Raw genomic sequence first — 25534 nt, 5'->3', positions numbered from 1 at the left:
TCACTCCCACCTGAACAGCCGCACGGCCAGCCCGCTGAAGAGCAGCAGCCCGGCGCCCACCACCACGAGGTGCGCGGTCTGCGGCGCGTGGCCCGCCCAGGTGTCCTTGAGCGCCTGGGCGAACGGCCCCGCGACGGAGTAGTCGCTGACCGTCCGCAGCGCGTCCGGCATGAGGTCGCGCGGCACCCACATGCCCCCCAGGAACATCAGCGGGAACATCACCGCGGACCCGATCCCCGGCGCGACCTTCGCGTTGGGCGCCAGCGCGGCGATCACCAGCCCGATGGCCTGCAACGCGGCGCTGCCGAGCAGGAAGACCAGGATGAATCCCACCCACTGCCGCGGCGCCGCCGACCCGAACACGAGCGAGCCCGTCACGATCAGCAGGGCCGTGGTGACCGCTCCGACCACCAGGTTGATCAGGAGCTGCACCCCCAGCAGCCGTGCCGGGTGCACGGGCGTGGTGGACATCCGCCTGAGCACCCCTTGCTCGCGGTAGCCGGTCATCACCGCGGGCACCACGCTGCAGGCCAGGGTCAGCAGCGAGAGCAGCGTCATCAGGCTCGGCATCTGCGTGTCCACGGCCCGCTCCCCCGAGGCCCCGGGCTTGGTCATGTCCGGGATGCTGAGGCCCAGCACGAGCAGGAGCGCGACCGGCAGCCCGATCGTGAAGAGCAGGAACGGCCATTCGCGCAGGTGCAGCTTGGTCTCCACGAGGAGCAGCTTCATGACAGCTTCCTTCCGGTGAGTGCGAGGAACGCGTCGTCGAGCGTGGTCTGCTCGATCCGCAGGTCTCCTGGAACGACCCCGTACTGGGCCAGGGCGAGCGTGACGGCCGGCGCGAGGTTGCCCGTGCCGCTCACCACGACCTGCTCGCCGCTCCTCGTGACCTCGCGTACCTCCGGCAGGGCCAGGAGCAACGCGTCGTCGACAGGAGCCGACGGCCGGAACCTCAGCCGCTGCTCCCCGCCCACCTGCGCGATGAGCCCGGCAGGCGTGTCCGTGGCCGCCACCTTGCCCGCGTCGATGAGCGCGAGCCGGTCGCAGAGCCGCTCGGCCTCCTCCATGAAGTGGGTGACGAGCACGATCGTCACGCCGGAGTCGCGTACCTGCTCGACCAGCTCCCAGGTGTCTCTACGGGCCTGCGGGTCGAGCCCGGTGGTCAGCTCGTCCAGCACGGCCACGCGCGGCCTGCCGACCAGCGCCAGCGCGACCGAGAGCCGCTGGCGCTGCCCGCCGGAGAGCTTCTTGAACGCCGTGTCGCGCTTGCCGCCGAGGCCGACCCGTTCGAGCAGCTCGGACCAGTCGGCGGGGTCGGGGTAGAAGGAGGCGTACAGGTCCATGGCCTCCCACACCTTGATCTTCTCGGGCAGCGCCGCGCTCTGCAGCTGCATGCCCAGCACGTGTCGCAGCTCGCCCCTGTTGAGCTGCGGGTCCAGCCCGGCCACCCGTACGGTGCCGCCGTCGGGCACGCGCAGGCCGGCCACGCACTCGACTGTGGTGGTCTTACCCGCGCCGTTCGGGCCGAGGATGCCGAAGATCTCACCCTCCGCCACCTCGAACGACACGTCGTCGACCGCCAAGTGGTTCGGGTACTGCTTGCGCAGGTTCCTGACTTCGATGACCTTCATGCAGACGACGCTAGGAACACGGCCTTCGCCGGGGAATCCGGTTGGATGTCGGGCAAGGGTGTACCTAGGTGCAATGGTCCGGTCGCCCCCGTTGGACCAGACTGGGGGCATGCTGCTCCGAAGGTTCGGTCAGGCCGCGGCGCTGCTCGCGCTCCTCCTCGTCGAGGTGCCGGCGATCGTGCTCAGCCTCACCATGCTGCTGCTGTCGTTCGGGGTGGGCATGGTGTTCCTGTATTCGCCGCAGGTCCGGCTGGTCAGGAGGCTGGCCGAGCTCAACCGGCGGCTGATGCGGAGCTGGACCGACGTCCACATCGAGTCCCCGTACCTGCCCAAGCCCCCGCCGCCGGAGCCGCAGTCGGACGGCCTCTACCGCTCCGACCGGACCCTCTACAAGACGCCCCGGATCCCCGCGTGGAACAACCGGTGGAAGTGGCTGACCTCCGACCCGGCGACCTGGCGCGACATGATCTGGCTGGTGCTCGAACCGGTGGTGAAGGCGGCGCTGCTGCCGGTGTTCGTCACGCTCCCCGAGCGTGGCCTGCGGATCTACGCCCTCTGGAGCGACCTGATGCTCCGCGCGACCGTCGCCAGCCGCCTGGCGAGCCAGGTGAGCCACCTCAAGCGGACGCGTAACCTGGCCGCCGACTCGCAGGCGGCCGAGATGCGCCGGATCGAGCGGGACCTGCACGACGGCACGCAGGCCCGGCTGGTGGCGATCGGCATGACGCTGGGCGCGGTCGAACAGCTCGTCGACGACGATCCCGCAGCGGCCAAGGCGCTGCTGTCGAAGGCCCGGGACACCTCTTCCGAGACGCTGACCGAGCTGCGCCGGGTCATCCGCGGCATCCACCCTCCGGTGCTGGCCGAGCGCGGGCTGGCCGACGCCGTACGCGCGCTGGCCATGGACAGCCCGTTGCAGGTCACGGTGGACGTGGACCTGCCGCACCGGCCGGAGGCGCCGGTGGAGGCGGCGGTGTACTTCGCGGTCAGCGAGCTGCTCTCCAACGCCGCCCGGCACGGCGACGCTCAGGCGGTGACGGTGGACCTCAGCACCGACGGCCCCAACCTGCGGGTCACGGTCACCGACGACGGCCTGGGCGGCGCCGACCCGGCCAAGGGCAGCGGCCTGTCCGGGATCGAGCGGCGGCTGGCCGCATTCGACGGGCTGCTCGCCCTGAACAGCCCGCCGGGCGGCCCCACCACCGTGGCGATGGAGCTGCCCCGGGTGCTGCCCGAGCACTGGGCGGGCAGCCTGCCCCGGCTGCCGCGCTGGAAGGCGGCCATCGTCGTGTTCCTCTGGGCCACGGCCTGGTGCCCGACCTTCCCTCAGGGCATCGTGGCCGGCGTCATGAAGACGATCGGGTTCGAGGAGAAGAGCTGGTTCCTCGCCCTGTACCTGCCCGGGCCCTGGCAGTGGCCTGTCATCCTCGGCATGATCACCCTGGGCCTGTGCATGCACATCCTGGCCATCTGGATACCCTCCAACCACAACCGCGACCTCTGGGTCGCGCGTGCCACGCCGATCAAACCCTGGTGCTGATGAAGAACCGCGTACTCGTCGCCGAGGACCTCTACCTGCTCAGAGACGGGCTGGTGCACCTGCTCCAGGCCCACGGCTTCTCGGTCGTGGCGGCCGTGGAGAGCGGGCCCGAGCTGCTGCGGGGCCTGCTGGAGCTGCGGCCCGACGTCTCGATCGTGGACGTGCGGCTGCCTCCCACGTTCACGGACGAAGGGCTGCAGGCGGCGCTCGCGGCCAGGAAGCAGGTGCCCGGGCTGCCCGTCCTCGTGCTGTCCCAGCACGTCGAGCAGCTCTACGCGCGCGAGCTGCTGGCCGACGGCTCGGGCGCGATCGGCTATCTGCTCAAGGACCGGGTCTTCAACGCCGAGCAGTTCATCGACGCCGTACGCAGGGTCGCCGAGGGCGGCACGGCCATGGACCCCGAGGTCATCGCCAAGCTGCTGGCCAGCAACGCCAGGCACGAGCCGCTGGCCGCGCTCACGCCGCGCGAGCGGGAAGTGCTGGAGGCCATGGCGGAAGGGCGCTCCAACACGGCCATCTGCCAGCGGCTCTATCTGAGCGAGAGCGCCGTGGCCAAGCACACGGCCTCCATTTTCGCCAAGCTGGGGCTCGCGCCGTCGGACGACGACAACCGCCGCGTGCTGGCCGTACTCGCCTATCTCAACAGCCGCTAGGAACCCTCCACCTGGGGTTGGCCATCCGGAGACTGCCCCGACTTGTCGGTCGCACCGGCTATTTTCATAAGGGCATGGCGACGAAGGGGTGGTAGCAGGTGAAAATCCGGGTTAACCGCGATGTTCTGGCAGATGCGGTGGCGTGGGCTGCCCGAGTCCTGCCCTCCCGCCCCGTGATGCCCGTCCTGTCCGGGCTGCTGCTGGAGGCGAGCGACGAGCTGGTCCTGTCCGCGTTCGACTACGACGTCTCGGCCAGGGCCTCGGTCGACGCCGACGTGGCCGAGACGGGCAGCGTGCTGATTCCCGGTCGGCTGCTGGCCGAGATCAGCAGGAGCCTGCCCGCCGACGACGTGGAGATCGTCACCGAGGGCGCCGAGGCGGTGCTGACCTGCGGGAGCGCGGAGTTCGGGCTGATCACGATGCCGGTCGAGGACTTCCCGACCATGCCCACGATGCCGCCGAGCATCGGCGCCGTCGGCGGCGGCGTGTTCGCCTCGGCGGTCGGCCAGGTCGCGCCCGCCGCCAGCCGCGACGACACCCTGCCCATGCTCACCGGCATCAGGGTCGACATCGAGGGCGAGTCCGTGGCCATGGCGGCCACCGACCGCTACCGCATCGCCGCCCGCGACTTCGCCTGGCGCCCGGCCGGCCCCGACCTCGCGGTCTCGGCCATGGTCCCGGCGAAGGTGCTGGTCGAGGTGGCCAAGTCGCTGCGCGGCGGCGAGGTGTCGATCGCGATGGGCGACGGGGTGGCGGGGTTCGAGAGCGTCGGGCGGAGCACGACCGTGCGGCTGCTCGACGAGCAGTTCATCGACTATCGCGCCCGGCTGACCTCCGACTGGTCGATCAGGGCCGACGTGGCGGTGGCGCCGTTCGTCAACGCCATCAAGCGGGTCGCCCTGGTGGCCGAGCGCAACACCGCGATCCGGCTGTCGTTCAGCCAGGGGCAGGTGCTCATCCAGGCGGGCGGCGGCGACATCGGGCGCGGCGCCGAGGTGGTCGACTGCGAGCTGCGCGGCGACGACATCCAGATCGCCTTCCAGTCGCAGTTCCTGCTCGACGGGCTGACCGGGATCGAGAGCGAGCTGGCCCGCATCAACATGGAGTCGCCGACCAGGCCCGCCCTGATCCAGGACGTGCCCGGCGACGCCGAGCCCGCCTTCCGCTACCTCGTCATGTCACTCCGCCAGGGCTGAGCCGCCGGTCTGGCGCTCGGCGACCAGCTTGAACACCCTCTTGAACTCCGTGTACGCCTCCTCCCCCACGGCCTCGGCGTGCTCCGCCTCCATGGCGGCGAGGATGGCGTCCGACTTGACCATGTGATCGCGGCCCTTCTCGGTGGGCACGATCAGCTTGGCCCGCCGGTCGGCTGGGTCCGGCTGGCGCTCCACGTAGCCCAGCTCGACCAGCTCGTCCACCAGCGTGCCGATCACCTGCTTGTGCTGGCCCGACTGCGCGGCCAGGTCCGTGGCCCTGCTGCCCTCCTCGTCCAGGTACGCCAGCACCGCCCCGTGCCGGGGCCTGAGCCCGGGATGGCCCTGCTGGGCCAGCGTCTCGAACAGCTGCCGCTGCAGGCTGAAAAGAGTCCTGCTGGACAGGATGCCGAGATCGGGCTCTTCCTGCTTGCGCCGGCTCCTGCGCACGGTCACGCCCTCCATTTAGTCATCAATCTTGATTGTCACTGAATCTTACTATATCGTCGACGGCATGAGCATCTTGATCACGGGTGCCAACGGCACCGTTTCCAGCGCTGTCCTCCGCTCCCTGTCCGGGACCGCTGACGTGCGGGTCCTCGTGCGTGACGCGGCCAAGGCGCCGTCGGGGGTGGAGGTCACGGTCGGCGATCTGGACGACCCCGCCACGCTTGACCAGGCCTTCCAGGGTGTGGACACGTTGTGGCTGCTGACCGCCATGGGCCCGCAGGCGCCCCACGCGAGCATGAACGCCGTCTGGGCCGCCCGGCAGGCCGGGGTGAGCCACGTCGTACGCATGTCGGCCATCGGCGCGGCCCACGACGCGCCGACCCGCAACGGCCGCCTGCACGCCCTGTCGGACGTCGAGCTCGCGGCCTCGGGCCTCGACTGGACCGTCATCCGCCCGGCCTTCTTCATGCAGAACCTTTTCGGCTCGGTCAACGGCGACACCTTGTACGGCGGGCTCGGCGAGGGGCGGCTCGGCATGATCGACGTACGCGACATCGGCGACTTCGCCGCCACGGTCCTGCGCGCTCCCGCACAGCACAAGGGCAGCACCTACACTCTCACGGGCCCGGCCGGCGTCTCACTGCGGGACGTGGCCGCCGTGCTGGGCGAGATATACGGCACTCCGATCGCCTATCAGCCGATGGCGCCGGACGACGTTCGACGGTCGATGGTGGACGCCGGGCTGTCCCCGTGGATCGCGGCGGTCACCAAGGAGTACCTGACGGCGTACTCGGCGGGGTGGGGTGACTACACGACGCCGGACTTCGAGAAGGTGATGGGCCGCCCGGCCCGCTCGTTCGCCGACTTCGCCCGCGCCCACGCCGCCGAGCTCCGCCCGTGACCGTCACTCCGGAAGCAGGGCGGGGCCTCCGTGGTCGCGCAGCCGGCGCAGGAACGTCAGGACGCCGGTCAGCCCCTGCGCCCGGACCGGGCTCCCTTCGCCGGGCAGCCCGCTGACCGACCCCGGCCGCGCCGCAGCAGTGCCCGACGACGACGAGCCGGGGCAGCCACGCCAGGCAGACCTCGGCGCAGCGGATCGCGAGCCCGCCCTGCACGCGGCCGCCGCGGTGGCCGGCGCCGACGAGGTCGTGGACCGGTGAGAAGATCGAGGGTGCTCCGAATATCAAAAGCAGTACTCGCGAGATTGCCGGAACCACTGCACGCACTTGCGTTGAAGCACCGTGAACTGCTGAAGTTCGCGGTGGTGGGTGGAACAACGTTCTTAGTGGACAACACGGTGTTCTACGGGTTGAAGCTGACCATTTTGGAACCGAAACCGGTGACCGCGAAGATCATCGCGGTGCTCGTGGCGACGATCGTGTCCTACGTGCTGAACCGCGAATGGTCGTTCCGGACCAGGGGCGGCCGCGAGCGCCGTCACGAGGCGGCGCTGTTCTTCCTGGTCAGTGGCGTCGGTCTCGTGCTCAGCTCCGCGCCGCTGTGGATCTCCCGGTACGTATTTCACCTGGAGACCCCGGATGTGAGCCTGGTGACCCAGGAGATCGCCGACTTCATGAGCGCGCAGATCATCGGCACGCTGATCGCCATGGTCTTCCGCTTCTGGGCGCTCCGGAAGTGGGTCTTCCCCGACGAGAAAGCCCAGTCCGGCAGCGTGCGGCTGGCTCCCGATTCCACGGACGAGGCGGCTTGATGCCGGCGAATCCAGAAGCCGTTTCGGCGACTGGACTGCTTCATGCCGCTGCTGCGCCCGTCAGTGCTGCGCCATGTCCACGAACCGGCTGTAGTGGCCCTGGAACGCCACCGTCACCGTCGCCGTGGGGCCGTTACGGTGCTTGGCCACGATCAGGTCCGCCTCACCCGCCCGCGGCGACTCCCGCTCGTACGCGTCCTCCCGGTGCAGCAGGATGACCATGTCGGCGTCCTGCTCGATGGACCCGGACTCACGCAGGTCGCTCACCGCGGGGCGCTTGTCCGTGCGCTGCTCCGGACCACGGTTGAGCTGGGAGATCGCGATGACCGGCACCTCCAGCTCCTTGGCCAGCAGCTTGATCGCACGGGAGATCTCCGAGACCTCGTTCTGCCGGCTCTCGGTCTTCTTCGGCGAGCTCATCAGCTGGAGGTAGTCGATGACCACGAACCGCAGGTCGTTACGCTGCTTGAGCCGCCGGCACTTGGCCCGGATCTCCATCATCGACATGTTGGGCGAGTCGTCGATGAACAGCGGCGCCTCCGCCACCTCGCTCATCCGCCGGGCCAGGCGCGTCCAGTCGTCGTCGCCCATCATGCCCGAGCGCATGGCGTGGAGGGCGACCCGGGCCTCGGCGGACAGCAGACGCATGGTGATCTCGTTGCGCGACATCTCCAGCGAGAAGATGACCGTGGTCATCCCATGCTTGATAGCCGCAGACCGGGCGAAATCCAGACCTAGCGTGCTTTTACCGATGGCAGGCCGGGCGGCCACAACGATCATCTGGCCCGGGTGGAGGCCGTTGGTGAGCTGGTCGAGGTCCTGGAAGCCGGTCGGCACGCCGACCATCTGGCCGCCGCGGCTGCCGATGGCCTCCAGCTCGTCGAGGGCGCCGGGCATGATGTCGGCCAGGGGCGCGTAGTCCTCCGAGGTGCGGCGCTCGGTGACCTTGTAGATCTCCGCCTGGGCGCGGTCGACGAGGTCGTCGACCTCTTCGTTCTGCCCGCCGTAGCCGAAGGAGACGATGCGGGTGCCGGCCTCGATGAGGCGGCGCAGGATGGCCTGCTCCCTGACGATCTTGGCGTAGTAGCCGGCGTTGGCCGCGGTGGGGACGACGGCCGTGAGGGTGTGGAGGTAGGCGGCCCCGCCCACCCTGGCCATCTCGCCGCGCTTCTGCAGCTCGTCGAAGACGGTGACCGCGTCGGCGGGCTCGCCCCTTCCGTAGAGGTCGGTGATGACCTCGTAGACCATCTGGTGGGCGGGCCGGTAGAAGTCGTCGGACCGCAGGATCTCGACGACGTCGGCGATGGCGTCCTTGGACAGCAGCATGCCGCCCAGGACGGACTGCTCCGCCTCGATGTTGTTCGGGGGGGTGCGCTCGAAACCAGGGCCTGCGCCCGTCTCGTCGTCAATACTCACCGCGCCCCCTCGAACACTTGCAGGCGGTCGCACCACCCCCACTTGTAGCCGACCGGTCTGACAGTTTCTCGGAGTCGCGAGCCGACGGCAACGCGACCTGTGGACAACCCTGTGGTCAAGCTGTGCACTACCGTGCCCAGGGTGTGAAAGGCCTGTGGACAGTTGCTGTGGATAACTCTCTCGGATATCCACCGGATAGCCTCTGACCTGGGCGAACTGTATCCACCGGCTGTGGAGAAAAGAAAGTTTCGCCGACACGCCGTGTAATGGCCATAATGGACAAATGCTCATTACCCCCAGGGATCGGGAGATACTCCGCTTAGCCGTACCGGCGTTCGGCGCGCTGGTGGCCGAGCCGCTCTTCCTCCTCGCCGACTACGCCATCGTGGGGCACGGGCTGGGCACCACGGCGGTGGGGGCGCTGGGGGTGGCGGGCACGGTCCTCGCGACCCTGGTGAACCTGTGCGTCTTCCTCGCGTACGGCACCACGGCCTCCGTGGCGCGTCAGACGGGCGCCGGGAACCACGCGCGGGCCATGCGCAGCGGTGTGGACGGGATCTGGCTGGCCCTGGCCATCGGCGCGCTCCTGATCGCCGTGTGCTGGCCGCTGGCCCCCGCGATCGTGGAGCTGTTCGGGGCGGGCGAGGGGCAGGGCGCGCAGGCCGTGACGTACCTGCGGATCAGCCTGCTCGGCGCGCCCGGCATGCTGGTCGTGCTGGCCGGGACGGGGGTGCTGCGCGGCCTGCAGGACACCGTCACGCCGCTGGCCGTCGCCATCGGCTCCTTCGTGCTGAACGCGGCCCTGAACGCCTGGTTCGTGCTGGGGCTGGGGTGGGGCATCGCCGGGTCGGCCTGGGGCACGGTGATCGCGCAGACGCTGGGCGCGGCCGTCTACCTCGCCGTCGTGGCGCGGGGCGCGCGGCGGCTGGGGACGCCGCTCACGCCCGGTCTGGCGGGGGTCAAGGAGGCGGGCACGGCCGGGTTCGCGCTGCTCGTCCGTACCCTCTGCCTGCGGGTGGTGCTGCTCGCGGCCACCGTGATTGCCACCAGGATGGGCGAGGCCGAGCTGGCCGCGTACGCCATCGCCACCCAGGTGTGGACGCTGCTCGCGTTCGCGCTGGACGCCATCGCCATCGCCGGGCAGGCCATCACGGGACGCTCGCTCGGCGCGGGGGACGTCGCGTCCACCAGGGCCGCGACCAGGCGGATGGTGCAGTGGGGCGGCTGGTCGGGCGTGCTGCTCGGCCTGCTGGTCGTGGCCGCCAGGCCGCTGCTGCCCGGGCTGTTCGACACGGACCCGCAGGTCACCGACCTGTTGCTGGCGCTGATGTGGCCGGTGGCGGCGTTCCAGCCGGTGTGCGGGGTCGTGTTCGTGCTCGACGGCGTGCTGATCGGTGCGGGCGACCAGCGCTACCTGGCGTGGGCGGGGGTGTGGACGACGCTGGCGTACCTCCCCGCCGCCCTCCTCGCCTCCGGCTTCGGGGTCGTCGCCCTGTGGTGCGCGCTCGGAGTGTGGATGCTCGCCCGCCTGGTCAGCCTCGTACGCCGGGCCGCCGGCACCGCCTGGCTGGTGACCGGAGCGTAGGCGGTCTCACTTTGGGCACAGGCCCCGCTACCTGCAGTGATCTGCGGAAACACTGTGACCGTCCTGTGCTTGCTGTTGTCCGAGTGGTGAGACATTGTGGGCGCGTTCCCTGAGCGGGGTGTTCCTTGTCCACGATTCTGCGGCGACTGCCACCCACCGAGGCGACCGGATTACGCACGGGCGCCCGCCACAGCCTGGCCGAGCTCTACCGCCCGGCCGACCTGGTGGTGCTCGGACTCGGTGTGATCATCGGAGCCGGCATCTTCTCCATCGCCGGGCGGCAGGCGGCCACCACGGCGGGTCCCGGTGTCATCCTGTCCTTCATGATCGCGGGCATCGCCTGCCTGCTCGCCTGCCTGTGCTACGCCGAGCTGTCGTCCACGATGCCGACCTCGGGCAGCGCCTACACCTTCACGTACGTCATCTTCGGCGAGGTCTGGGCGTGGATCATCGGCTGGGCGCTGATCCTGGAGCTGCAGTTCGCCGCCGCCGTCGTGGCCAGGGCGTGGGCCGCGATCACGGTCGGGGCGATCTCCAACTTCGGGGTACGCGTGCCGCACCAGGAGCTCGTCGGCGACGTCCTCGTGTTCGTGATCCTGGTGCTGCTCACCGGCGTGGTGGCGCTCGGCGCGCGGATCGGGCTGCGGGCCCTGTGGATCATGGTGGCGGCCAAGCTGCTGGCCATCGGGGCGGTCATCGTCGTGGGCCTGCCCCACATCGACGTGCGGAACTTCGGCGAGTTCCACGTGCCGTCCAAGATCCTGCCGAAGCCGCCCACGACCGTGCTGGAGATCCTGTTCGGTCAGAGCCACGCGTTCGGCTGGTTCGGGATCTTCGCGGCGGCCTCGGCCATCGCGTTCGCGTACATCGGGTTCGACATCGTGGCCACCTCCGCCGAGGAGACCGTGAACGCGCCCGCCGCCGTGCCCAAGGGCATGATCCGCAGCCTGATCATCGCCACCGTCCTCTACATCGCGGTGGCCCTGGTCATGGTGGGCATGGTCCCGTACACGAAGATCTCCGAGGACGCGCCGCTGACCGGGGCGTTCCGGGCGGTCGGCGTGGACTGGATGGTGCACGTCATCGACGTGGGCGCGGTGCTCGGGCTGACGACGGTGATCCTGGTGCTGATCGTGGGGCAGACGCGGGTGCTGTTCTCGATGGCCCGGGACGGGCTGATCCCTCGCGGCCTGGCCACGGTCAGCCGGAAATATCACACTCCGACCCGGGTGACGCTGGTGATCGGGGTCGTGGCGATCGTGCTGGCCGAGTTCGTGCCGGTGCTCACGATGCAGGAGCTCGTGGTGATCGGGACGCTGTTCGCGTTCGCCTTCGTGGCGGCCGGGGTGATCGTGATGCGGCGGCGCATGCCGTACCTGGAGCGGGGGTTCAGGGTGCCGCTCTCCCCGCTGCTGCCGGGGCTGTCGCTGGTGGCCACGCTCTGGCTGATGGTGAACCTGCAGTTGCTCACCTGGGCGTGGTTCGCCCTGTGGATGGCCTTCGGCCTGCTGGTCTACCTCGTGTACGGCCGCCGCCACAGCCTGCTGGCCCGCCCGCACACCCCGATCGAGCCGGCACGCGGCCGCCACCGCCGCTAGAGCCGGCCCGACTCCGGCACCGGCCGAGCGGGTACGCGGCCCGCCACCGCACCCTGATCGAGTCAGTATGCGGACACCACCGCCGCTAGAGCCGGCCCGACTCCAGGACGCTGCGCAGGAACTCCCTGGTGCGGGGGTTCTCCGGCTCGGTGAAGATCTGCTCGGCGGGGCCCTTCTCCAGCAGCACGCCGCCGTCGAGGAAACACACTGTGTCCGAAATATCGCGACAAAAGCTCATCTCGTGGGTCGTGAGGATCATCGTCATGCCCGACTCCTTGAGCTCCTTGATGACCCCCAGCACCTCCAGCACCAGCTCGGGGTCGAGCGCCGAGGTGACCTCGTCCAGCAGCATCAGCCTGGGCTGCGTGGCCAGCGCCCTGATGATGGCCACCCGCTGCTGCTGCCCGCCCGAGAGCTGGTCGGGGTAGGCCCGCGCCTTGTCCGCCAGCCCGAACCTGGCCAGCAGGCCGTGCGCCTGCTCCTCGGCCTCCCCCTTGGCCACCTTGTGCACCTGGCGCGGCGCGAGCGTGACGTTGTCCAGCACGGTCATGTGCGGGAACAGGTTGAACGCCTGGAACACGATGCCGAGCCGCTTGCGCACGTCGTCCACGTTCACGCGCGGGTCGGTGATGTCCTCGCCGTCGAGGAGGATCACGCCGTCGTCCACGGTCTCCAGCAGGTTGACGCAGCGTAGGAGCGTGGACTTGCCCGAGCCGGAGGCCCCGATGAGGCTCACCACCTCGTGCGGGCGCACCTCGAGGTCGATGCCGCGCAGCACGCTGTGGCCGCGGAAGTTCTTCCACACCCCGTCAATAGTGAGAAGGCTCATGCGCCACGCCTCCTGCGCGTGCGTGCCGCCAGGTGGTCGGTGAACCTGGCCAGGGGGATGGTGAGCAGGATGAACAGCAGCGCCGCCACCAGGTAGGGCGTGTAGTTGAAGGTGCTGGCCACGTGGATCTGCGCCTGCCTGAGCGCCTCCAGCGGCCCGATGGTCGACACGAGCGCGGTGTCCTTCTGCAGCGAGACGAAGTCGTTGAGCAGCGGCGGCACGACCCTGCGGGTGGCCTGGGGCAGCACCACGAACCGCACGGTCTTGATGTGGCTCAGCCCCAGCGAGCGGGCCGCCGCGACCTGGCTCGGGTGGATGGACTCGATGCCCGAGCGGAACACCTCGGCCACGTACGCGCCGTACGAGAGCGTCAGCGCGATGATGGCCAGCGTCACCAGGTCGGTCGGGATGCCCTGCAGCCGGAGCGCGGGCAGCCCGAACCCGATCAGGTAGATCACCAGGATCGTCGGCACGCCGCGGAAGACGTCGGTGTAGAGCGTGGCCAGCGCCCGGATCGGGAAGAACGCGGGCTTCGTGATCCCCCTGGCCAGCGCCACCAGCAGCCCGACGACCAGGATCAGCGGCTCGGCGATCAGGAAGATCTTGATGTTGAGCAGGAAGCCCTTCAGCACGTCGGGCAGCGCCTTGACGAACTCGTCGGGATTGAAGAACGTCTCCTGCACCCGGGGCCAGCCGGGTGAGTTCGTGACGATCGAGACGACCAGCACGATGAAGACGATCGTCGAAACCGTCGCGATCGAGGCCGAGCGACGGGCGTGCGACCGGCGCACCCGCTCCCGCTCGACCTGCCGCTCCGACTTGACCCACGCGCCCGCCGCACCCGTCCCGGACCCGCCGAACTCGCCCACGGCCTGGCCCACTCGGCCGAACTCGCCCGACGCCGGCTTGCCAGGTCCACCGGGCTCGCCCACTGCGGCCTTGCCGGGTTCGCCGGATTTGCCTGCTGCGCTCTTGCCGGGTTCGTCGAACTCGCTCATCGCAGCTCTGGCGCGCCCGCCGCCGAGCCGAGCCACGCCTGCTCGATCTTGGCCAGCTCGCCCTTCGACTTCAGCGCCTCAACGGCCTTGTCGACGCACGGCTTGAGCGCGCTCCCCTTCTCCATGACCAGCCCGAACTCCTCGGGCGTGCCGCCCGTCGAGCTGAACTGCCCCACGATCTTGGACTTCTCGACCTGCGCGGCCGTCACGTAGAACGCCGTCGGCAGGTCCACGACCAGCGCGTCCACCTGCTTGTTCTTCAGCGCGTTGACGGCGTCGATCTGCTCGTTGTAGACGTTGGGGTCGTCGGCGGGCTTGATGACGTTCTTGACCGCGTCGAGCGAGGTCGTCCCCACCTGTACGCCGATCTTCGCGCTCTGCAGCTCGGCCAGGCTCTTCGCCCCGGCGAACTTGCTCCCGTCGATCGCCACGATGGCCTGCTTGACGGTGTAGTAGCCCTTGCTGAAGTCGACCGCCTTGGCCCGGTCGGGCGTGATGGACACCTGGTTGACGTCGAAGTCGAACTGCTTGACCCCAGGAGCGAACGCCGAGTCGAACTTGATCGTGCTCCACTGCACCTCGGTGCGGTCGAAGCCGAGCTCCCCCGCCACGGCGAAGGCCACCGCGCTCTCGAAGCCCTGCCCGTTGCTCGGGTCGTCGTCCTTGAACCAGGGCTCGAACGCGGGCTTGTCGGTGCCGATGGTCAGCTTGCCCGCGTTGACCAGCTTGAGCTGGTCCTTGGTGCACGCGGTGGACGTTGACGCGATCGGGCTCGCCGAGCTCGACGTGTTGTCGACCGGCGCGCAGCCGACGAGCGCCACGGCCAGCGCGAGCAGCATAAGGGGACGGGCCATGGCTGCAGCCTCCAGGGGGAACATGCGAAAGAACGAACGCATTCTACGCTGACCGAATAGGAAATTACGCCCGGCGGTGCCCCTGACCATGGAGTTGGCCAAGATGGGCTCGCGTAACGGCGGCCCGCCGGTGAAGGGTCAGAGGGCGTTTCCTGGAGGGCGCTGAGCCGGAGTACGGCGGGTGGCCTGCCCGTGCGCAGCCGTACAGGATGGGGCTTTTCAGCCGGGAGTCAGCGGACGTTTCCGGGAAGGCGCTCACAGGGGCAGGAAACGTGGAAGCCCCCTCCGGGCGGAGGGGGCTTCCACAGCAGGACTCAGCCCGCGACGACCTCGACGTCCACAGAGGCCGAAACCTCGGGGTGGAGCTTGATGGTGACGCGGTGCGAGCCGACGCTCTTGATCGGGTTGACGATCTCGATGCGGCGGCGGTCGACGATCGGGCCACCGGCGGCCTTGACGGCGTCGGCGATGTCGCCCGTCGTGATCGAGCCGAACAGGCGGCCGGACTCGCCGGCGCGCGTGGTCAGGCGGACGCGCAGCGCGCCGATCTGACCGGCGACCTCCTTGGCGGTGCCGAGGTCGCGGATCTCGCGAGCGTCGCGAGCCTTCCTGATCGTCTCGATCTGCTTCTCGGCGCCCCGCGTCCAGCGCATGGCGTAGCCGCGCGGGATGAGGTAGTTACGGCCGTAGCCGTCCTTGACCTCGACGACGTCGCCAGGGGTGCCGAGGCCGGAGACCTCGTTGGTGAGGATGAGCTTCATATCGACAGGCCTCCTTAGCGCGCGGTGCTCGTGTAAGGCAGCAGGGCCACCTCACGCGCGTTCTTGATCGCGGTCGCCACGTCGCGCTGGTGCTGGGTGCAGTTGCCCGTCACCCGGCGCGCACGGATCTTGCCGCGGTCGGAGATGAACTTCCGCAGCAGCGCCGTGTCCTTGTAGTCGACGTAGGAGATCTTGTCGTGGCAGAACAGGCAAACCTTCTTCTTCGGCTTGCGCAGTGCCGGCTTAGCCATCGTGGTGCTCCTTTCAGAGCCCCGCCTTCACGGGCGGGAATGGACTCGGGCTTGTGGACAGGTTTTAGAAAGGCGGTTCGTCGCTGAAGTCGCCGCCGCCTCCGAAGCCGCCGCCGCTCTGCTGGCCGCCGCCGCCTCCGAAGCCGCCACCACCGCCGCCGCCGTAACCGCCGCCGCCCTGGGGCGGGGCGGGCGAGGCGGAGGCCCACGGGTCGTCGGCGGGGCCGCCGAAGCCGCCCCCGCCGCCTCCACCACCCTGGCGGGAGGTGCGGTTGACCTTGGCGGTCGCGTTACGCAGGGACGGGCCGACCTCGTCGACCTCGACCTCGTAAACGGTGCGCTTCTCGCCTTCCTTGGTCTCGTAGGACCGCTGCTTGAGCCGCCCCTGCACGATGACCCGCATCCCGCGCTGCAGGCTCTCGGCGGCGTTCTCCGCCGCCTGCCGCCACACGTTGCAGGTCAGGAAGAGGCTTTCGCCATCTTTCCACTCGTTGGTCTGACGATCCATGAACCGCGGAGTGGACGCGATGCGGAATCGAGCCACCGCTTGCCCCGTCGGGGTGAAGCGCAGCTCCGGGTCGTCGACGAGGTTGCCGACGATGGTGATTACGGTGTCGCCTGCTGCCATGGCTAGCGCTCGCCTTCCTGCACGCCTTCGCTTGGGTTACGGCTCAGAGTACGGGGCTTCCCCGACAAAAACCGGGGTTAGTGCACGTCCGGACGCAGGACCTTGGTGCGCAGGATGCCCTCGTTGAGGTTCATCTGCCGGTCGAGCTCCTTGACCGTCGCGGGCTCCGCGGACAGGTCGATGACGGCGTAGATGCCTTCCGACTTCTTGTCGATGTCGTAGGCGAGACGGCGACGGCCCCAGACGTCGACCTTCTCCACGGTGCCGCCGTCGTTGCGGACCACGGAGAGGAACTGGTCGAGGGACGGCGCGACAGTGCGCTCATCGAGCGAAGGGTCCAGGATGACCATTACTTCGTAACGACGCATGCGGACTCCAACCTCCTCTGGACTCTTGCGGTCACGACACTCTGCCGTGACAGGAGGACGCTGACGTCTGTGCCCGGGCGCCCCTTTCGGCGCCTCGGGGCGATGGTTCAACCATCACAACGCAGCTTGCCCAGGTTACCAGCCGCGGGAAGGTGGGAAGGCCTTTAGGAAACCTAGGGGGTGGTGGCCGTGCCACATGTGCTTCAGCCCTCCGAGAGGGAGCGGTTCAGGCTCACACTCAACAGCGACGGGCATGCGCATCCGGTGGAGAACGCCCTGGCGGTGGGAGCGCTCGTTTGCGGTCTCATTGCCTTCGTCTCCACATTCTGGGTCTCCGCGCATGCGATCTCCTCGTGGGTCGGCACGCTGGGCTTCGGGGTCGGGTTGTATTCCCAGTACGTCTCGGCGACCACGCCGCAGCGTGCGCTCAACATCGTCGGCATCGTGGGATCGTTCGTGGGAGCCGCGCTGGGCATCGCCCACGGGGGCTTTCTCCCCCACTGAACTTCATTGAGCTGATGAGGAACGGCCCCGGCGCCCGGGGCCGTTCCGGCATGCCGCTCACCCGCCGATGTGCAGGTCTATACCGAGCAGGACCAGGAACCAGAGGAACACCGCGAGCAGCGCTTCCGCGAGGTCTCTGAGCAGTCCGGGGGTGATGTAGTGGTAGACCCAGCCCACGTAGATCCCGATCACGACGTAAACCAATAAGATCAGCGCTCGCAAGCGCCAGCGTGCCATATCGTTTCTCCTCGATTAGGGGGCGCATGGCGACTTCCCGAGCGCGCGCCCGGCAAACCGATCGGTCCCCCCGCTGCCGCCTTACTCTCCGGCGTAAGCTCGGGAGCTATGGTGCGCATCGGAGCTCATGTCGATCAGGACGATCCCGCCGCCCACGCCGAGGCGGTGGGGGCCGAGGTGGTGCAGTTCTTCCTCGGAGACCCGCAGGGTTACGACAAGCCGGTGCTGCCCGCCAAACCGGTCGAGGGCGTCGACATCTACATCCACGCCCCCTACCTGGTCAACGTCGCCACCACGAACAACCGCATCAGGATCCCCAGCCGCAAGCTGCTGGAGCAGCATCTCAAGGCCGCCGCCGGGCTCGGCGCCAAGGGCCTGATCGTGCACGGCGGCCACGTCAACAAGAGCGACGATCCACAGGCCGGCTTCGACAACTGGCGCAAGGTGTTCGAGCGCATGGAGTGCCCCATCCCCGTGCTGATCGAGAACACCGCGGGCGGCGGCAACGCGATGGCCCGCAAGCTGGAGCGCATCGCCCGGCTGTGGGAGGCGCTCGACGGGTTCGACGTGGGCTTCTGCCTCGACACCTGCCACGCCCACGCGGGCGGCGAGGAGCTGGTCGACCTGGTCGAGCGGGTCAAGGCCATCACCGGCCGGATCGACCTCGTCCACTGCAACGACTCGCGCGACGACTTCGACTCCGGCGCCGACCGCCACGCCAACCTGGGCAAGGGGAAGATCGACCCCGAGCTGATCCTGGCGGTCTGCCGCGCGGCCGACGCGCCGATCGTGGTGGAGACGCCCGCCGACGGCCAGGCGGACGACATCGCGTTCCTGCGCAAGAACCTCTAGGGAATACACACAGCCTGTGGATAACTTCCCTGGATTACCAAGACGAAGAAGTGGGTAGAAAGGTCAGCCCGCCCACGCGCCACTCAGGAAACGTTCCGCGTTGAGCAGCATGAGCGGCCCGAAGATCAGGGCGTACACGACCATCACCCACGGCCTCCTGGTCGCGACCTTCGCGACCAGGATCCACAGGGGGAACCACAGCAGCAGCGAGCGCGGGATCGACAGGTAGTACGCCGAGGTCATCAGCGCCGCCGCCTGCAGCCCCGTGTAGACCAGCTCGCTCCACCGGCGCAGCGCGAGCAGCCAGATCAGCGCCGCCAGCGCCACGACCGCCCCGGTGATCTCCATCCGGAACGCCACCGCGAAGTCGTCGGAGCCCATGGCCGAGCGCCAGGTCGTCTTCCACGCCTCCCACGGCCAGGCGAAGTCCCGCCCCCACCCGGCCTCCTGCGCGTGCTTCCACGCCAGCCAGTCACCCGACCTGCGGTAGTGGTAGTACGAGTACGTCGCCAGCGGCACGAACGGCACGACCAGCCACCCCGCCTGCCGGATGCGCTGCCGGATCGGCTCGCGTCGGGTGAAGAACTCCACGACGAGCGCGACCGCGAGAAACAGCCCCGTGATCCGCACGCACGAGGCGCCCGCGGCGAGGGACGCCGCCAAGGACCATTGCCCCTGCCTGGCGGCCAGCCAGGCCGGGATGGCGAAGGCCAGGAAGAGGGACTCGCTGTAGCCCGCCGCCAGGAACACCGCCATCGGGTAGAGCAGCAGCGCCAGCACCGCCATCCAGCCGGAGGCGCCTTCCAGCTCGGCCAGCCGGGCCAGCGCCACCATGGCCACCGCCCCGGCGGCGAGCGAGATGAGCAGCCCGGCCGCCGCCCAGTCCGGCACGACGAGGTGCACCACCCGCAGCAGCATCGGAAAGCCGGGGAAGAACGCGGGCAACCCGTCGTCCACAGGCTTGCCGGGCTCGCCGTCGTAGCCGTACTGGGCGATGGTGATGAACAGCCCGGCATCCCACTTGCGCCACTTGTCGGCGTACGCGCCGAGGGCCGTCCCCAGCAGCGTCATCACCAGCAGCCCCGCCCGCGAGCCGAACCAGAGCAGTAACGCGTCCCGGCCGGCCGAGCGGGTGATCATCGAACGGCTGGTGTCAGCGTGAACCGGTCACGAGCGTCGTCGAAGACGCCGCCACCCTGGTCGTCGACGCCGCCCTGGCGGACCACGTCCTTGTCGGGACGGAGGATGTCCCGCACCACGAACGCCATCATGATCCCGATCGTGATGACCCGTCCCCAGACGGCGGTGAAGTACGTGTCGTCACCGATGCCCAGGTCGTTCCTGCTGAAGGGCGCTTGCGCGACCAGGTAGAGCCAGATGGCGACGAAGTACCAGATCTCGGCGAGCTGCCACAACACCAGCGGCTTCCAGTTAGGCCTGGCCAGCACGGCGAACGGCACGAGCCAGAGCACGAACTGCGGCGACCACACCTTGTTCGTCATCATGAACGCGGCCAGCGCCAGGAAGCAGATCTGCGCCAGCCTGGGCCGCCGCGGCGCGGCCAGCGCGAGTACGGCGATGCCCAGGCACAGGATGGCCAGGGACGCCATGCCCAGCTTGCTGACGTCGCCGTCCCCCAGGATGGGGATCCCCTTGTTCTGGAAGAACAGCCACGGCGAGCCCCAGTCGACCCCGCGTTCCTGGGAGAAGACGTAGAACCTGCGCCATCCCTCCCACGCGAAGATCATGAACGGCGCGTTGACCACGATCCACGCGCCGGCCGTGGCGCCCAGGGTGACCAGGAACGGCCGCCATCGCGCGGTGCGCAACGTGAGCAGGAACAGCGCCCCCAAGAACATCAGGGGATAGAACTTGGTCGCGATGGCCAGCCCCAGCAGCACCCCGGCCAGCACCTGCCGTTGCCGCGCCCAGGCCAGCAGCATGCCCATCGACAGCGCGCCGGCGACCAGGTCCCAGTTGATGTACGCGGCCAGCACGACGGCGGGCGAGATGGCGTACCAGAGCGCGTCCCACCGCCGCGTGGGCCCGGCCACCGCGGCCATCAGCAGGACGCCGACGACCAGGCAGATGCCGAGCAGGATGACCGTCAGGTCGTAGAACCTGACGGCCTGCGCGCCCACGTCGGCCCCGACCGCCCTGGCGAACCAGCTGATCACCTGCATGACCTCGCCCAGCACGACCGGGTACTCGACCTGCTTGTCGAACGGCACGGCGGCGAAGTAGGGATCCTGGGTCGACAGCGCCCTGTCGAAGTACAGGGGGTAGATGTCGGTGTAGCAGAAGTTCGTGTACGTCGTGACCTGGTCGTTCCAGCCGCCGGTGCGGCAGGGCAGGCGCACGACGTAGGCGAGGGTCGCCCCCAGGGCCGCGAACAGCCCCAGGGGCAGGTACGGAACGGCACGCGCCACGAAGGGGACGCGTACCTCCGTGCTCGTCACCGGTCCTCAGGTCTGGACATCGGCGACCATCCCGAGGGTCTCGGTTCGGGCGCCCGGCCGCCGCCGGGCCCGCCGACGTCGCCGGTCTGCGGGACGCCGCCGTCGCCGTTGTTGCCGTTGTTGCCGTGGTTGCCGTTGTTGCCCGGGTCCTCGATGGTGACGTCGTCGTCGGGGGTGACGTTGTCGTCACACGGGTTGACGAGGCAGTCCTGGTTGCCCTGATCGTCGAAGGGGTTGTCCCCGCTGTCGAACGGGTTGTCGGGGGTCTTCGTCGGCTTGGGCTCGGGGCTCGGCACGATGTTCTCGGCCAACCCCACATCGGCCTTCTGGGGGAACTGCTCGACCGGCAGGTTCTCGTGAGCCGCCAGCATGAACCTCTGCCACGTGAGCGTGGGCGCGTCAGCACCCTCGAAGCCCAGGCCCACCTCGTACGGCCTGCTCCAGGGATTCTGGTCGTTGTACTTCGTGCTCTTCTTGTTGTTGGGCGTCACCGGGCAGGTGCGATTCGCATTGGGCGTGACGGTTTTGCCCGTCTTCGTCTTGCACACCTCGCGGTAGAAGCCGACCGCGGCGGAGATCTGCGGCGTGTAGCCGACGAACCAGGCGCCGTTCTCGTCGTTGTTCGTGCCGGTCTTGCCGGCGGCCGGCCGGTTGCCCAGCCCCTTGCCCCGTGCGGTGCCGCTGCGCAGCACCTCCTCCATGGCGACGGTGGCGTCGGCGGCGACACCCGGGTCGATGACCCGCTTGGAGGCCAGCTGCTCGCCGTAAACGACCTGCTTGCCCAGCCTGACTTCCTGCACCACGTGATACTTGGTGTACTTGCCCGCGTTGGCGAAGATGGAGTAGCCGGCGGCCTGTTCGATCGGCGTCACCAGGGCGCTGCCGATGGCGAACTGGTAGTGGTGCGTCTCGACGTCCTCTTCCATGCGCTGCGGGTTGAACCCGGCCGCCTCGACGAGGTTCTTCACGTCGTCGATCTTGCCGGGCAGCCGGAACGCCATCGACACGTACGCCGTGTTGACCGAATCGGCGGTGGCCTTGATCACGTCGACGGACTGGCCGACGTTGTGGCTGTTCTTGAAGCCGCCACGCGCCTGGCCCGGCAGCACCTTCGGCACCGTCACGTTGCCCGGCACGTAGCTCTTCAGCGAGTAGCCGGCCTGCAGCCAGGCCGCCAGCACGTACGGCTTGAACGCGGACGCGGCCTGCTTCTTGGCGTCGAAGGGCTCGTTGAACGGGTCGGTGACGTAGTTGTTTCCGCCGTTGAACGCCAGAACGCGGCCGTTCTTCGGGTCCACCGCGGCCAGGCCCGCGTGGAACTCCTTGCTCATGCTGTCCGTCGTGCTCTTCACCGCGACCTGCGCGGCCTTCATGAGCTTCTTGTCGAAGGTGGAGATGATGTGGTAGCCGCCGCTCCTGACCGCGTCAGGGGTGAGGCCACGCCGCTCCTTCAGCTCCTGGAGGACCTGCGTCACCATGTAGCCCCGGAGACCGCCGAGCTCGTTGCTGTCGCTGTCCTTGCGGAGCTTGGGGAACTTCGCGGTCTGCGGCAGCTTGCCGTATTTGTCCGGCCACTGCTCGGCCATGTACTGGATGACGGTCTTCCAGCGGGCCTTGAGCTCGGGAGCATCGGGCTCCCAGTTGGGCTGCTGGATGCGCGCGGCGAGGTAGGCGCCCTGCTCGGGCGTCAGCTTGGCGGCGGTGGCCTTCTCGTCGAAATACGCCTGCGCGGCGGCCTGGACGCCATAGGCCTTGCCGAAGTTGACGGTGTTCAGGTAGGTCTTCAGGATGTCGTCCTTGGACAACTCCTCGTCGAGCTTGACCGCGACGAAGATCTCCATGACCTTGCGCTTGATGGACACTTCCTGGCTGAGGCCGTCGTAGTAGTTACGGGCCATCTGCTGGGTGATCGTCGAGGCGCCCTGGAGCTGCTGTCCGGTCACGGTCATGTACAGCGAGCGGAACATGCCGGAGATGGAGACGCCGGAGTCCTCGTAGAACGTCTTGTTCTCGATGGCCACCGCGGCGTCCCGGACGCTCGGGGACATCTTGGAAATGTCATCGAGGATCTCGCGCTTCGTACCGAGCTTGGCGATCTCGGTCTTGCCGTCCCGGTAGTAGATGGTGCTCTGCTGCGCGAGCGCGTCGGACTTGGCCTGGTCGGCGGTCGGCACCGGCGTGTTGGCGTACGCGACCATGACCATGCCGAAGAGGCCGGCCGCGAGCACCACGAACCCGGCCACGACGATCTTCCAGCTGGGCACGAACCTGCGCCAGCCGCCCTTGCCGTCGCCGCCGCCCTTCTTGGTCGGCGGCCCGGGAGGCCCGGGCGGCCCGCCGTCGCCCTTCCGGCGCGAGCGCCGCGGCGCGTCGCTGACGATCGTCTCCTGGTTGCTCGTCCCCCGCGCCTCCTGCCGGGCGCGCGTGCGCGGCCCCGGCTGGTCACCGCGCGTAGCCGGCCCGTCGCCACGCATGGGAGGGCCGTCACCGCGTGTGGGAGGTCCGTCACCACGCATCGGAGGGCCGTCACCGCGTCTGGGAGCCTCGTCGTACGGCTGCGCGGCCATGGCGCCGGTCTGCTCGTAAGCGGCTTCCGCACGACGCTGCGACTGCGCCGGACCACCCCAACCCGACTCACCGGTTTGCGGAGGAGAACCCTGGGGCACAGAACGGGATGAGCTGGAACGACGGCGCCTTCCCGGGCGGGCCGTCCCCTCATTCATGCTGTCACTCACACGTCCTCGCATCGTCGTCGGAAACATAAACGGCGGTGGGCGTGAGATTTCTCGCCGCCCTCGGTCTTCACAGTTGGCTGACGAGGTCAGGCGGTCCGTTTCCGAGGACGTATGAAACCGTCAGGTGGTTCCAGGAACAACCTTGGCAGACCTCGACAACGTACACGCGGAACTCATCGTAATCATGAGCCATTGCGACGAGTTCCGATGTGACCTTTGCCTGCCCGGCATGCCTACCGAGCGCATCGCCGTAGACGTAGGTCACATTGGTGACGTTCTCCCTTTCGCATACCGGGCAGAGGCGTTCGGTCGGCTCGCCGAAGTGGCGCGCCGCGCGAAGGAGGTAGGGCTGTGCGTCACACACGTCGCCCCGCGAGGTGCGCCCCATGCGCAGGGAGCGGACCACCGCCCGTTTCGCAAGGCCGTAATCCACCACCCTTCGCTGTGACCACATGAGCGCCAGACTACGGCGTTTTGCGGCTGCATCCCAACGACTTGCCAGATTCACAGATTGCCGCCATATAGCGACCCGACGTATCCTGGGGATGTATCGGCTCGATACATCGACGCGAGAGGGGGCGGGTTCCGATGGGCGGCGGACAGGGCAGGGTCTTGGAACTGGCCGTGCTCGGGTCGCTGCACGAGACACCACTGCACGGCTATGAGCTGCGCAAACGGCTCAACGCCCTGCTGGGGATGTTCCGTGCGTTCTCCTACGGATCGCTGTACCCCTGTCTGCGATCACTCCTGGCTCAGGGCCTCATCGTGGAGGAGCAACCCGCTCCCACCACGATCGTCGGCGGCAGATCGAAGATCGTTTACAAGCTGACGGCCGAGGGCAAGGAACGGCTACAGGACATGCTGACGCAGGCCGGCCCCTCCGCTTGGGAGGACGAGAGCTTCGGCGTGCACTTCGCGTTCTTCCGCCACACCGAGGCGGAAGTACGGCTGCGCATTCTCGAAGGCCGCCGTAGCCGGCTGGAGGAGCGGCTCGACGCGGTGCGCACAGCTCTGGCGCGCACCAGGGAGCGCCTCGACAGTTACACGCTCGAGCTGCAGCGGCATGGGCTCGAGTCGGTCGAGCGCGAGGTGCGCTGGCTCAACGAGCTGATCGCTACAGAGCGTCGGGCCTCGTCGGAAGAGGGGCCCGCAAGAGATACCACGTCAACTGATGAGTAAGGGAGCGAATGCGATGGGTTCGGTTCGCGTGGCCATTGTCGGTGTCGGAAACTGCGCGTCATCGCTGGTCCAGGGCGTCCATTACTACAGGGACGCCGACCCGGACACTCGGGTCCCGGGCCTCATGCACGTGAAGTTCGGCGAATATCACGTCGGTGACGTCGAGTTCGTCGCCGCGTTCGACGTCGACGCCAAGAAGGTCGGCCGTGATCTGGCGGAGGCGATCGTCGCCAGCGAGAACAACACGATCAAGATCTGCGACGTGCCGCCCACGGGGGTGACCGTCCAGCGCGGCCATACCTTCGACGGTCTGGGTGAGTACTACCGGGAGATCATCGAGGAGTCCGACGAGGCGCCCGTCGATGTCGTCCAGGTGCTCCGTGACAACCAGGTCGACGTCCTGGTCTCCTACCTGCCCGTGGGCTCGGAGGACGCGGACCGCTTCTACGCCCAGTGCGCCATCGACGCCGGCGTGGCGTTCGTGAACGCGCTGCCGGTCTTCATCGCCTCCGACCCGGTGTGGGCGGAGAAGTTCACCAAGGCCGGCGTGCCGATCGTCGGCGACGACATCAAGTCGCAGGTCGGCGCCACCATCACGCACCGCGTGATGGCCAAGCTGTTCGAGGACCGCGGGGTGGAGCTGCTGCGCACGTACCAGCTCAATGTCGGCGGCAACATGGACTTCATGAACATGCTGGAGCGCAAGCGGCTCCAGTCCAAGAAGATCTCGAAGACGCAGGCGGTCACCTCGCAGATCCCGCACGAGATGGGCAAGGCCGACGTGCACATCGGGCCGTCGGACCACGTGCCGTGGCTGGACGACCGGAAGCTGGCGTTCGTGCGGCTCGAGGGCCGCTCGTTCGGCGACACGCCGCTCAACCTCGAGTACAAGCTGGAGGTCTGGGACTCGCCGAACTCGGCGGGGATCATCATCGACGCGGTACGGGCCGCCAAGATCGCCCTCGACCGCGGGATCGGGGGCCCGATCCTGTCGGCGTCCTCGTACTAACGGCTCAGGCACGCCGCCGAGCAGCACCCCGACGCCCCCGCCTACTCCGACCCCGACGGGGACGGCTGGACCACGCTGACCTACGCGCAGGCG

Annotated in this window: 27 protein-coding genes; 11 read left to right on the top strand and 16 right to left on the bottom strand. The window is 68.6% G+C overall.

Annotation, left to right across the window (positions count from 1 at the left end):
• Both ACWEPL_RS45410 and ACWEPL_RS45405 read right to left on the bottom strand, forming a co-directional pair.
• On the bottom strand, window positions 1-729 hold the full coding sequence (locus ACWEPL_RS45410; protein WP_452439877.1) for an ABC transporter permease: 729 nt from the start codon (window positions 727-729) through the stop codon (window positions 1-3).
• Entirely contained in the window at window positions 726-1631 is a 906-nt protein-coding gene (locus tag ACWEPL_RS45405) for an ABC transporter ATP-binding protein (RefSeq protein ID WP_363978881.1), read from the bottom strand. Before ACWEPL_RS45405 ends, ACWEPL_RS45410 begins: the two co-directional genes overlap by 4 nt.
• A 109-nt stretch (window positions 1632-1740) precedes the next feature.
• On the opposite strand from ACWEPL_RS45405, the gene ACWEPL_RS45400 reads away from it, so the two are divergent.
• The 3 genes from ACWEPL_RS45400 (at window position 1741) to dnaN (ending at window position 5020) form a co-directional block, all read left to right on the top strand.
• Window positions 1741-3171: a sensor histidine kinase gene (locus ACWEPL_RS45400; protein WP_363978878.1), complete on the top strand. Its 1431-nt coding sequence runs from the start codon at window positions 1741-1743 to the stop codon at window positions 3169-3171.
• Window positions 3171-3824: a response regulator transcription factor gene (locus ACWEPL_RS45395; protein ID WP_350724149.1), complete on the top strand. Its 654-nt coding sequence runs from the start codon at window positions 3171-3173 to the stop codon at window positions 3822-3824. Before ACWEPL_RS45400 ends, ACWEPL_RS45395 begins: the two co-directional genes overlap by 1 nt.
• 98 nt (window positions 3825-3922) lie before the next feature.
• Window positions 3923-5020 (top strand): DNA polymerase III subunit beta, encoded by a 1098-nt coding sequence (dnaN, locus tag ACWEPL_RS45390; protein ID WP_452439875.1) that lies wholly within the window; start codon window positions 3923-3925, stop codon window positions 5018-5020.
• Here dnaN and ACWEPL_RS45385 read toward each other — a convergent pair.
• On the bottom strand, window positions 5003-5473 hold the full coding sequence (locus tag ACWEPL_RS45385) for a MarR family winged helix-turn-helix transcriptional regulator (RefSeq protein ID WP_363978872.1): 471 nt from the start codon (window positions 5471-5473) through the stop codon (window positions 5003-5005). The two genes, dnaN and ACWEPL_RS45385, sit on opposite strands and share 18 nt — an antisense overlap.
• Window positions 5474-5531: 58 nt before the next feature.
• Between ACWEPL_RS45385 and ACWEPL_RS45380 the strand changes: the two genes are divergently transcribed.
• Window positions 5532-6368, top strand: a complete 837-nt coding sequence (locus ACWEPL_RS45380) for an SDR family oxidoreductase (RefSeq protein WP_452439874.1) — start codon at window positions 5532-5534, stop codon at window positions 6366-6368.
• 303 nt (window positions 6369-6671) lie between these two features.
• Window positions 6672-7178: a GtrA family protein gene (locus ACWEPL_RS45375; protein WP_452439873.1), complete on the top strand. Its 507-nt coding sequence runs from the start codon at window positions 6672-6674 to the stop codon at window positions 7176-7178.
• Window positions 7179-7238: 60 nt separating this feature from the next.
• Here ACWEPL_RS45375 and dnaB read toward each other — a convergent pair whose 3' ends face one another.
• The gene (gene dnaB / locus ACWEPL_RS45370; RefSeq protein WP_350724159.1) at window positions 7239-8594 is read right to left on the bottom strand and encodes a replicative DNA helicase; all 1356 of its coding nucleotides are present in this window, start codon (window positions 8592-8594) and stop codon (window positions 7239-7241) included.
• A gap of 283 nt (window positions 8595-8877) precedes the next feature.
• Between dnaB and ACWEPL_RS45365 the strand changes: the two genes are divergently transcribed.
• Together ACWEPL_RS45365 and ACWEPL_RS45360 are read left to right on the top strand one after the other, a co-directional pair.
• Window positions 8878-10179, top strand: a complete 1302-nt coding sequence (locus tag ACWEPL_RS45365) for an MATE family efflux transporter (protein ID WP_452439872.1) — start codon at window positions 8878-8880, stop codon at window positions 10177-10179.
• Between the two features lie 125 nt (window positions 10180-10304).
• Window positions 10305-11777 (top strand): APC family permease, encoded by a 1473-nt coding sequence (locus tag ACWEPL_RS45360; RefSeq protein ID WP_452439870.1) that lies wholly within the window; start codon window positions 10305-10307, stop codon window positions 11775-11777.
• A gap of 85 nt (window positions 11778-11862) precedes the next feature.
• Here the strand turns inward: ACWEPL_RS45360 and ACWEPL_RS45355 are convergent, their stop codons facing one another.
• The 7 genes from ACWEPL_RS45355 to rpsF form a co-directional block, all read right to left on the bottom strand.
• Window positions 11863-12606, bottom strand: a complete 744-nt coding sequence (locus tag ACWEPL_RS45355) for an amino acid ABC transporter ATP-binding protein (RefSeq protein ID WP_350724165.1) — start codon at window positions 12604-12606, stop codon at window positions 11863-11865.
• Window positions 12603-13604: an amino acid ABC transporter permease gene (locus ACWEPL_RS45350; protein ID WP_452439868.1), complete on the bottom strand. Its 1002-nt coding sequence runs from the start codon at window positions 13602-13604 to the stop codon at window positions 12603-12605. The genes ACWEPL_RS45355 and ACWEPL_RS45350 overlap by 4 nt, the downstream gene beginning before the upstream one ends.
• Window positions 13601-14458, bottom strand: coding sequence for an ABC transporter substrate-binding protein (locus ACWEPL_RS45345; protein ID WP_350724169.1), 858 nt, complete (start codon window positions 14456-14458; stop codon window positions 13601-13603). The genes ACWEPL_RS45350 and ACWEPL_RS45345 overlap by 4 nt, the downstream gene beginning before the upstream one ends.
• Window positions 14459-14772: 314 nt before the next feature.
• Complete coding sequence (rplI, locus tag ACWEPL_RS45340) at window positions 14773-15219, bottom strand: 50S ribosomal protein L9 (RefSeq protein ID WP_185069541.1); 447 nt, start codon at window positions 15217-15219, stop codon at window positions 14773-14775.
• Between the two features lie 14 nt (window positions 15220-15233).
• Window positions 15234-15470: a 30S ribosomal protein S18 gene (gene rpsR, locus ACWEPL_RS45335; RefSeq protein WP_020543048.1), complete on the bottom strand. Its 237-nt coding sequence runs from the start codon at window positions 15468-15470 to the stop codon at window positions 15234-15236.
• Between the two features lie 64 nt (window positions 15471-15534).
• The gene (locus tag ACWEPL_RS45330; RefSeq protein ID WP_452439866.1) at window positions 15535-16098 is read right to left on the bottom strand and encodes a single-stranded DNA-binding protein; all 564 of its coding nucleotides are present in this window, start codon (window positions 16096-16098) and stop codon (window positions 15535-15537) included.
• 77 nt (window positions 16099-16175) lie between these two features.
• Window positions 16176-16466 (bottom strand): 30S ribosomal protein S6, encoded by a 291-nt coding sequence (gene rpsF / locus ACWEPL_RS45325; RefSeq protein WP_080044189.1) that lies wholly within the window; start codon window positions 16464-16466, stop codon window positions 16176-16178.
• 189 nt (window positions 16467-16655) lie between these two features.
• Here rpsF and ACWEPL_RS45320 point away from each other — a divergent pair, with 189 nt between their 5' ends.
• Window positions 16656-16970, top strand: coding sequence for a hypothetical protein (locus tag ACWEPL_RS45320; RefSeq protein ID WP_363978847.1), 315 nt, complete (start codon window positions 16656-16658; stop codon window positions 16968-16970).
• Window positions 16971-17027: 57 nt separating this feature from the next.
• On the opposite strand, the gene ACWEPL_RS45315 is transcribed toward ACWEPL_RS45320, so the two are convergent.
• A complete protein-coding gene (locus ACWEPL_RS45315) occupies window positions 17028-17162 on the bottom strand; it encodes a hypothetical protein (RefSeq protein WP_357746497.1) in 135 nt (44 codons plus the stop codon).
• 153 nt (window positions 17163-17315) lie between these two features.
• On the opposite strand from ACWEPL_RS45315, the gene ACWEPL_RS45310 reads away from it, so the two are divergent.
• Window positions 17316-18059 carry a deoxyribonuclease IV gene (locus ACWEPL_RS45310; protein WP_355192904.1) on the top strand — a complete coding sequence of 248 codons (744 nt, stop codon included), beginning with the start codon at window positions 17316-17318 and terminating at the stop codon, window positions 18057-18059.
• A gap of 63 nt (window positions 18060-18122) precedes the next feature.
• Here the strand turns inward: ACWEPL_RS45310 and ACWEPL_RS45305 are convergent, their stop codons facing one another.
• The 4 genes from ACWEPL_RS45305 to ACWEPL_RS45290 form a co-directional block, all read right to left on the bottom strand.
• Window positions 18123-19199 carry a mannosyltransferase family protein gene (locus tag ACWEPL_RS45305; protein WP_363978843.1) on the bottom strand — a complete coding sequence of 359 codons (1077 nt, stop codon included), beginning with the start codon at window positions 19197-19199 and terminating at the stop codon, window positions 18123-18125.
• The gene (locus ACWEPL_RS45300; protein WP_452439865.1) at window positions 19196-20518 is read right to left on the bottom strand and encodes a glycosyltransferase family 87 protein; all 1323 of its coding nucleotides are present in this window, start codon (window positions 20516-20518) and stop codon (window positions 19196-19198) included. The genes ACWEPL_RS45305 and ACWEPL_RS45300 overlap by 4 nt, the downstream gene beginning before the upstream one ends.
• Complete coding sequence (locus ACWEPL_RS45295) at window positions 20515-22992, bottom strand: transglycosylase domain-containing protein (protein WP_363978837.1); 2478 nt, start codon at window positions 22990-22992, stop codon at window positions 20515-20517. Before ACWEPL_RS45295 ends, ACWEPL_RS45300 begins: the two co-directional genes overlap by 4 nt.
• Before the next feature lie 328 nt (window positions 22993-23320).
• On the bottom strand, window positions 23321-23707 hold the full coding sequence (locus ACWEPL_RS45290) for a DUF5318 family protein (RefSeq protein WP_363978835.1): 387 nt from the start codon (window positions 23705-23707) through the stop codon (window positions 23321-23323).
• Window positions 23708-23841: 134 nt separating this feature from the next.
• Here ACWEPL_RS45290 and ACWEPL_RS45285 point away from each other — a divergent pair, with 134 nt between their 5' ends.
• Window positions 23842-24432: a PadR family transcriptional regulator gene (locus ACWEPL_RS45285; protein WP_350724184.1), complete on the top strand. Its 591-nt coding sequence runs from the start codon at window positions 23842-23844 to the stop codon at window positions 24430-24432.
• 13 nt (window positions 24433-24445) lie between these two features.
• Window positions 24446-25441 (top strand): inositol-3-phosphate synthase, encoded by a 996-nt coding sequence (locus ACWEPL_RS45280; protein WP_452439863.1) that lies wholly within the window; start codon window positions 24446-24448, stop codon window positions 25439-25441.
• The last annotated feature ends 93 nt before the right edge of the window (window positions 25442-25534 follow it).

Source organism: Nonomuraea sp. NPDC004186, from assembly GCF_053603495.1.
Note: the sequence above shows the minus strand (reverse complement) of the source record. Positions and strands in the feature narration are given on the sequence as shown.